The sequence below is a fragment of the Kineococcus halophytocola genome (assembly GCF_041276425.1).
Lineage (GTDB): Bacteria > Actinomycetota > Actinomycetes > Actinomycetales > Kineococcaceae > Kineococcus > Kineococcus halophytocola.
On sequence record NZ_JBGFTU010000050.1, the window covers coordinates 1 to 3,161 of the forward strand.

The 3,161-nt window shown below is 69.4% G+C and carries 5 protein-coding genes; 1 reads left to right on the forward strand and 4 read right to left on the reverse strand.

Annotation, left to right across the window (positions count from 1 at the left end; translation table 11 throughout):
• Positions 1–92 precede the first annotated feature (92 nt).
• The 4 genes from AB2L27_RS20050 to AB2L27_RS20065 are packed head-to-tail and all read right to left on the reverse strand — an operon-like array spanning position 93 to position 1,908.
• Positions 93–305 (reverse strand): hypothetical protein, encoded by a 213-nt coding sequence (locus AB2L27_RS20050; RefSeq protein ID WP_370443260.1) that lies wholly within the window; start codon positions 303–305, stop codon positions 93–95.
• 6 nt (positions 306–311) lie between these two features.
• The gene (locus tag AB2L27_RS20055) at positions 312–776 is read right to left on the reverse strand and encodes a DUF1232 domain-containing protein (RefSeq protein WP_370443261.1); all 465 of its coding nucleotides are present in this window, start codon (positions 774–776) and stop codon (positions 312–314) included.
• Positions 773–1,585, reverse strand: coding sequence for a Chromate resistance protein ChrB (locus tag AB2L27_RS20060; RefSeq protein WP_370443262.1), 813 nt, complete (start codon positions 1,583–1,585; stop codon positions 773–775). Before AB2L27_RS20060 ends, AB2L27_RS20055 begins: the two co-directional genes overlap by 4 nt.
• Complete coding sequence (locus tag AB2L27_RS20065; protein WP_370443263.1) at positions 1,582–1,908, reverse strand: hypothetical protein; 327 nt, start codon at positions 1,906–1,908, stop codon at positions 1,582–1,584. The genes AB2L27_RS20060 and AB2L27_RS20065 overlap by 4 nt, the downstream gene beginning before the upstream one ends.
• Before the next feature lie 308 nt (positions 1,909–2,216).
• On the opposite strand from AB2L27_RS20065, the gene AB2L27_RS20070 reads away from it, so the two are divergent.
• Entirely contained in the window at positions 2,217–2,987 is a 771-nt protein-coding gene (locus tag AB2L27_RS20070) for a DedA family protein (protein ID WP_370443264.1), read from the forward strand.
• Positions 2,988–3,161: the final 174 nt, after the last annotated feature.

Sequence of the window (3,161 nt, forward strand, 5' to 3'; positions counted from 1 at the left end):
ACGGTCCGACGTCATTCGGCGCTGGGATACTTGACGCCGCGGGAGTTTGAGTTAGGGTATCGGCATCTAGACGAGATCGCGCAACTTGCAGCTTAATCCCGTGTCCACGAAACCGGGAACGCTCCAATGCCGAACAGTGCGGTGAACACCGGCAGCAACAACACTCCGCCACCGAACCCGGCTACCGCTGAGACCACGGCGAGCACGAACGCCGCCGCTGAGGCAACCAGCAGCGCCGGCACCTCCAGGTTGGTCAGGTTCTGCAAGTGGACCGGCAGCTGGGCTGCGGTGGTCGCCTCGATCACCGTCGATCACTCATCGACCGGCTGTCCGCCCTGCGTGGGGGTGCTCGAACGCTGCCCGGCCAGACGCAGCACCAGATCCAGTCCGATGGGTGTGCCGGACCAGTGCTGTTGCACCGCCTGCCGGCCGGCGGCGCGGATGACCGCCCGCAGCACCACGGCGACCACGACGGCATCGTCGGCGTACCCGAGCACCGGCACGAAGTCGGGCACCAGGTCGATGGGCATGGCCAGGTACCCCAGCAGCAGCACCAGGTAGACCCGCACCCGCCGCGGCAAGGACCGGTCGGCGGCCAGGGACCGGACCAGGCGCAGCAGGTCCGGCAGCAACCGCAGGGCCTCACGCAAGGTGGCCTGCGGAGGGCTGACCTTCCACAACGCCGCCAGCAGCACCACGTAGACCAGCAGCAGACCAGCCAGCACCCCCAGCGCGACCTGCGCCCAGTCCTGTCCCCAGCTGTCCCACCAGCTCACCGCTGGTCCCCCTTCCGCGTGCGCGTGGTCTTCGCCCGGGTAGGCGACCGCTCGGGCAGGTCCGTGACCGTGCCGTCCACCAGGGGCTCCAGGGGCTCCAGGGGCTCCAGGGGTTCCAGGGGCTCGATGTCCGCCTGCCCGACCGCCTCGAAACCAGCGGCGCCTGTGCTGGCCCACGCCGGGCTCGTCGAGGAAGAGGTGGTCTCAGCGGCCAGCGCCTCCTGCTCGAAGGTGACCAGCTCCTGCTGGCAGCGGGCTACCGCTGAGCGCGCCGCGGCCGCACCGGGGGCGCCGAAGTAGTCGCGGGCCTCGATCTTGGTCAGCCAGGACTGGAACCGCGCCAGGTCGGCTTCGGACTCCTCCACCTCGGCGTAGGTGGCCCGAGCCCGGGCCCGTTCGCCGGCGATCTCAGCCAAGAACGCCGGGACGCGTTCGAGGACCTCGCCGTACTCCTCATCGCGGGCAGCGTTCATCTCCTGCACCAGCGCCGCCTCCTCGTCGGGCACTTCGATGCTCAAGACCCGGGCGGTGCCGCCATCACGCCCGACTCGATCCACCAGTCGGCGCACCTCCCGCACCGGAACCGGCAGCGCCGGCAGCAGGCACACCGAGGACTGCAGGTACAGCGCCCCCAGGGACCGCAGCTTGCGCCACACGTGCACCCGCAGCGAAGCCGCGGCGCTGGGGGTGGACACGGTGATCAGCAACCACCGCTGCCGCACCGACGGAAGATCCTGGCCCACCTGCTCGGCCAGGCCCGGTGCCTCAGCGGCTGCGTCAGCACTTGTCTGCGGGGTGGAGGGGCTCATCGCACCAGCTTCCACGCCAGCCGCGATGCCTTGCGCAGGGACTTCTTGCGCAAGGACCGCTTGCGCAAGGAGACCTTCGGCAGCCGAGCGGACCGGCGACCGTCTCGACCAACGGATTCTCGTGCCGCACCGATCCCGCCCAGCAGCCCGCCCAGCAGCTCATTCAGCAGCCCGCCGTGCGCGGATCCGCCAGGCGCAGATCCACCACGTGGCCAGATGCCGCTCAGGACCCGGCCCATGCCGTTGCTGGTGCGCCGTCGCAGGCGGCGCACCAGCAACGGCAGCAGGAAGCGCACCACGACCCGCCACACCAGCTTCTTCACGACCTTCTCCGCTCTTCGCCGTCTCATCGGGCCAGCCACGCAGGCCAGGTGGCCGGAGGCATCGGCCGTCGTCATGCACGTGACACTTAGATGTTACGGCCATAACATCGGCTGTGCGGTACGTTGACTGAAAGGAGCCGCTTGCCCCTGGGGGTTGCTCGCCCCTGGGGGTTGCTCGACGCCAAGGAGTGCCACCGCCGTCCTGCTCCTTCCAGCGCGTCTGCACCCAGAACCGCCCGGCATGCGCGACTGCGACTGCTTCCTTCCTAGCTCTGCGAGGTCTCATGCTCTCTACCGTCGCGGCCGGGGTGGCCGCCTCAACTGCACGGGCTGCCTCGGCCGGGTTGGCTGGTCCGGACGTCGCCGCAGGCCCGGCCCGGTTCACTGAGGCGATCAGCTCCGCCGACAGCCCGGTGGCCGGCCTCAAGGGCCTGACCGGCTTCTTCGCTCACCTCATCGACCGCATGGGCGAACCGGGGGTGGGCGTCCTCACCTTCGTCGAAACGGTCGTGCCACCGGTTCCCAGCGAGGTCGTGCTGCCCCTGTCGGGGTTCTTGGCCCAGCAAGGTCGCTTGTCGCTGGTCTGGGTGCTGATCGCTTCGGTCCTCGGCTCGGTGGCTGGGGCATGGCTGTTCTACGCCCTGGGCGCGGCGCTGGGTCTGCAGCGTTCGATCGCCGTGCTGGCCAAGGTGCCGCTGCTGGATGCCGAGGACCTGCAGCACGCCGCCGACTGGTTCCACCGGCACGGGCGCGGGTCGGTCTTCTTCGGCCGCTTCGTGCCCGGAGTCCGCAGTCTGATCTCGCTGCCCGCGGGAGCCGACCGGATGCCGTGGCTAACTTTCACCCTCGCCACCGCCGCCGGCAGCGTTCTGTGGAACAGCGCTCTGGTCGCCGCCGGCTACGCGTTGGGAACCCAGTGGAACAGCGTGGGCCACTACGTCGGCACCATCAGCAACATCGTGCTCATAGCGCTGATCGCCATCGCGATCGCCCTGTTGGCCCGCCGGACGCACCAACGCCGCCGGCGCACCGCCGAGCACCCTTCCGAACAGACAAACCCGTCTCAGCGGTCCAACTAGCTAGGGACAGTCCACCAGCCGCAGCTCAGCTGTGTCGCGCGTCAGGCTTTGTGGCAGACCCCGTTGCCTACGGGGTTGACCAGCGAGGAGCCTGATCACCATGCCAAGACCACCGGCCCTGGCGGCCGAGGAGAAGACCCGGATCGTGCTGTCGATCCTGGCCGGGGAAACCAC